Below are 3,901 nucleotides of genomic sequence, written 5' to 3'. Positions count from 1 at the left end.
GAGCCGAGTCGGCACTCCGGGAACCCGTCCGGCCTTGTGGCGGGAATGCGGTGAACTGGCACGGGGTGCCGCTCGCCGACGTATTCCTCGCGGCTGCGCAACCACGTCGCAGATGCTGCAGCCGACCTGTGCCGCGACGGCCATGTGCGCGGAATCGCGTGCAACTCGGCTTCCCCGGTGCGGACTTGGGAGTCGAAATGGGTGCATCCACGAGGCTCGAGAGGCCGGAGTCACACCAGGCGTGGCGAGGCGATCCCAGGGCCGACCTGCACCGCGGGGCAGTCAGGAGGCAGCGCGATGCCCACCTGGGCGGGCGGTGGTCCGCCAGGGCCTGTCTCTTCGAGTGACGAGCCTGCCGTCCGTCAGTCGAACATGCCCGCGTAGGGGTCCGGTTCCCCGGTCATCGGGTCCAGGCCGGCGTGAAAGCGGCGTTCCTGCTCCTCATGGTGGACGAAGGTCCCTACTCGTCCCCACAACGAGAGGTCGCTGAGCGGGCATTCGTCGAAGCCGGCGGTCATGAGCCGCCGGAGGAACTCGGCCATGCCACAGTCGAACAGCGCCCAGCGCGGCTCGCCGTGCCGCCTCCAGACGATCACGGGCCACTGGTCCGGATCCGGGCCGGCCATCAGCCAGCCCATTTCGTTTGCGTTGCATCCACTGCCCCAGGGCAGGACTCGGTCAGCGCCCAGATCAACTCCGGGCACACCGCCCTCCATGGCCCACAGCTCTCGGAATCCCCCTTTGTGACCGGAGATCGATGCCTGCCAGCCGTTTCCGGTCGGCAGGGGCGGGAGGACGATCAGGTCATCGATGCAGCCACCACCGTAGACAGCCATGAAGTGCCGATAGTCGGCAGGGAGTGAAGAGCCCAAGCGGGCCGCGGCTGCCGCCCAGTCCACGTGTTCGTTCGCGCCCCATTCGTTGTGCAGGATGCGCTGGAGTGCCGCGACATCGGGTCGGCCGGCCATCTGTCCTCCTGTGTGCTCGCGTCGGTGCACGATATCGGGTCCCTTGAACGGAGCGTCCAACAGGCCGTCAGCGCCGTGCCCCAGATCAGGAACGAGCCCAGCTCGTCAGGCAGGTGGTGCCAGGCGAGCACGTGCGGTGCTTCAAGGAGGCTCGAGGGCGAAACAGTCGGAAGGATTGAATCCGCAGCGCAAGGGGGCGTCCGCTTCAGTGGACGCCCCCTCGCACTCACGGTCTGAACGACCCGGCGCCATGGGGTCACGGCACTACGCGAACGCGGTGAGGTGCGCTGCTGATCCCTCGCCGTTCGGCCGGACAAGAGCCCGGGTGCCGAGAAGGATGCGGCCGGCTCCATGGCACAGGCCGTGTTCGCGTCCGCCGGCCGTGGCACCACCCATCCGGTGGCCGGTCGGGGGTGCCGGCGGTGGGGCCGTGGTCGAGGGGACTCTCTCAGGAATCCGGTACGGCCGACGCGCCCCGCGAACTCACCCGCGACCGCGGCCGACGGGTTCCTGGTCAACGGTTCGACCACGGACTGCACCCGCCCGTACGCGACGACCTATCTGCGCCATGCTCACCGGCACCGTGACGCGCAGATCCGCGTCGGCCACCTCGTCGGCACCCTGGAGCATGTGCCGGACAACCGACTCTGGGGCATTGCGCGTCCCTGAGTCACGGCGTAGGGGCGCCGTCTCGGCCGGAGGCCGCGCCACCTCCAGGCCCCCGGCCTCGTGGTCACGTAAGGGCAACGAGGTGCCACTCTCGGTCAAACCCGCAGGTCCAGCATGTTTCGCGGGTGGCAGGGCCACGTCTTCATGTTTGCGAGCAGCTGCTCGTATGATGGGGATGGAAGCTCTGGAGGAGACCATGACCCCTACGCCCACGAACCGTGAGGACACGTGCAACAACCTGGCACTGCGCAAGGCGGCCCGGTATATCGGTGCGACGTACGACAAGGCCCTGGCGTCCGTCGGCCTTCGTGGGACGCAGTTCAGCATCCTGCAGCAGCTCAGCGCGCATGGAGAAATGACGATCACCGCGCTCGCCGACGTGATCGCCATGGACCGCACGACGATGGCCTCCAACCTGAAGCCGCTGGCGCGGGAGGGACTGGTGACCGTCGAGACGTCGGCGACCGACCGCCGCGCCCGGATCGTCACGGTCACACCGGAGGGCGTCTCGCGCATGAGAGCGGCGCTGCCACTGTGGGAAGGTGTGCAAGCCCAGTTCGAGGAGAGCTTCGGAGTGGACGACGCGGCGCATCTGCGGGCATCCCTGGAAGCCGTCCTCCACACCGGCTTCCAGCCTTGGGCCGAGTGAGCGGCTCTTTCGTGTGAGCCGGCGGGCGCGGTAGATCCCGAGCGTCCCATACATGTGTGCGGCCGGCTCGTCGACCATTGCCGGCGGCCCGCAGGAACGGGCGGCGGCACGGGCCGAGCGGATCATGGCAAGTTCGGTGGCGTCTTCATCCAGGAGGTAGACCGCTGCCGCCACGGCGTTCAGTCGATTGATGGCCCCGCGCGCGGCGCAGTCCAGGACCGCCGTCAGGTCCGCGCCCCTGATCCGTGCGGACCGGTCGCGACGGCGGTGTTCTCCGACTGCGCTGCTCCTCGTCACAGAAGGGCTCCCTCAGTCGCGAGTACAGGTTGAGCTGCCCCGTCGCTCACGTGCGACGGGGCAGGGGTTTTCTCGGGTGCGGCCGGGAGTCCGGCCTTGCCGTTCTGCATATACGCGCATATGCTCTTAACTGCCCGTGGGTGCCTGTGCAGGCCGCTTGCCGGCCGACCGCCGCGGGCCCGTCCGGGAATGGTCGGCGGTTCGGGCGGCACATCCCTGCCTGGCCGTACGTCGCGTGGGTTCACATCTCACTCAAGCGCTCGACTGCTCGCTCAACTATTCAAGTACTCCGAAGGAGATCGACCGATGGCTGCCAGCAACCTTGTTCTCGTCGCCGGCGCAGGTGGCGTGGGCCGCACTGTCCTCGAGCGGTTGCGCGAGCAGGACGTGCCCGTGCGTGCGATGGTCCGCCGCGACGACGATCGTGCGGCTGCGTTGCGTGCGCTCGGCGCGGAGGTGGTCCTGGGTGATCTGACCCGGCCCGAGAGCGTCGCGGCCGCGCTGGAGGGTGTCGGGCGGATGTATTTCGCGATGCCCGTGTCACCCGATCACCTGCTGGCGGCGACCGTGGTGGCCACCGTCGCACGTGAACACGGCCGACTGGACGGCCTGATCGGCATGTCGCAGATGACGGTGTCGCAGATGACCGCCACCAGCACGGCGGAGTCGCACCAGCAGCGGCTGCACTGGCTGGCGGAGCAGGTACTGAACTGGTCGGGCCTGCCGGTGATACACATCCGGCCGACGTCGTTCCTGGACAATCCGCTCTTCACGACGCTGCCGGCGCGGTCGATCCGGATGAACGGCACGATTGCGCTGCCGTTCGGTACCGGTCGCACGTCGCCCGTCTCGGTGGACGACGTCGCCCGCGTGGTCGCCACTGTGCTCCGCGACCCGGTTCCCCATATCGGGAACGTCTACGAGCTGACCGGACCGCGCACGGTCGACATGACGGAGATGGCAGGGGAGTTCGCTCGGGCACTCGGGCGGCCGGTGACCTACGTGGACGTGCCGCTGGACCAGTGGCGGGCCGAGGTGCTCGCCAAAGTGGGTCTGCCGCAGCACATCGAACAGCACATCGCCGTGATGTGCCGACTGCATCAAGACAACCGCTACGACCGTGTCTCCGACGACGTGGAGCGCGTGACCGGCGTACCTGCCCAGACCGTCGAGGCGTTCGTGGCCGCGCGAAGGGACCTCTACCTGGGCTGAGGCGGCTTCGTGTCGCTGGGTGTGGTCCACCCTCCCGTGCGCGCGGTGTCCTGTCTACGGTGCGTTCTGGGCTCGCTGCCGTGCCCGGTAGGCCCGCAGGTTCGCC

At 68.5% G+C, this 3,901-nt stretch carries 4 protein-coding genes; 3 read left to right on the top strand and 1 reads right to left on the bottom strand.

All coding sequences use genetic code 11. The features are described from left to right. Positions 1–362: 362 nt before the first annotated feature. On the bottom strand, positions 363–968 hold the full coding sequence (locus tag VXC91_RS43210; protein WP_329512829.1) for an SMI1/KNR4 family protein: 606 nt from the start codon (positions 966–968) through the stop codon (positions 363–365). A gap of 351 nt (positions 969–1,319) precedes the next feature. Between VXC91_RS43210 and VXC91_RS43205 the strand changes: the two genes are divergently transcribed. The 3 genes from VXC91_RS43205 to VXC91_RS43195 all read left to right on the top strand — a co-directional run bounded on the left by VXC91_RS43205 (position 1,320) and on the right by VXC91_RS43195 (position 3,795). Then, a complete protein-coding gene (locus tag VXC91_RS43205; protein WP_329512828.1) occupies positions 1,320–1,637 on the top strand; it encodes a hypothetical protein in 318 nt (105 codons plus the stop codon). Positions 1,638–1,833: 196 nt separating this feature from the next. Beyond that, the gene (locus tag VXC91_RS43200; RefSeq protein ID WP_329512827.1) at positions 1,834–2,286 is read left to right on the top strand and encodes a MarR family winged helix-turn-helix transcriptional regulator; all 453 of its coding nucleotides are present in this window, start codon (positions 1,834–1,836) and stop codon (positions 2,284–2,286) included. A gap of 603 nt (positions 2,287–2,889) precedes the next feature. Next, on the top strand, positions 2,890–3,795 hold the full coding sequence (locus VXC91_RS43195) for an NAD(P)H-binding protein (RefSeq protein WP_329512826.1): 906 nt from the start codon (positions 2,890–2,892) through the stop codon (positions 3,793–3,795). The last annotated feature ends 106 nt before the right edge of the window (positions 3,796–3,901 follow it).

Source organism: Streptomyces chiangmaiensis (assembly GCF_036281785.1).
Lineage (GTDB): Bacteria > Actinomycetota > Actinomycetes > Streptomycetales > Streptomycetaceae > Streptomyces > Streptomyces chiangmaiensis.
The sequence above is the reverse complement of the archived record's forward strand: the minus strand, read 5'-3'. Positions and strand labels throughout refer to the sequence as shown.

What these genes read in the sequence shown, in the direction of transcription:
- VXC91_RS43200 (WP_329512827.1), top strand. Translation starts at nt 1,834, where the DNA reads ATGACCCCTACGCCCACGAACCGTGAGGACACGTGCAACAACCTGGCA.
- VXC91_RS43195 (WP_329512826.1), top strand. Translation starts at nt 2,890, where the DNA reads ATGGCTGCCAGCAACCTTGTTCTCGTCGCCGGCGCAGGTGGCGTGGGC.
- VXC91_RS43205 (WP_329512828.1), top strand. Translation starts at nt 1,320, where the DNA reads ATGGCACAGGCCGTGTTCGCGTCCGCCGGCCGTGGCACCACCCATCCG.
- VXC91_RS43210 (WP_329512829.1), bottom strand. Translation starts at nt 968, where the DNA reads ATGGCCGGCCGACCCGATGTCGCGGCACTCCAGCGCATCCTGCACAAC.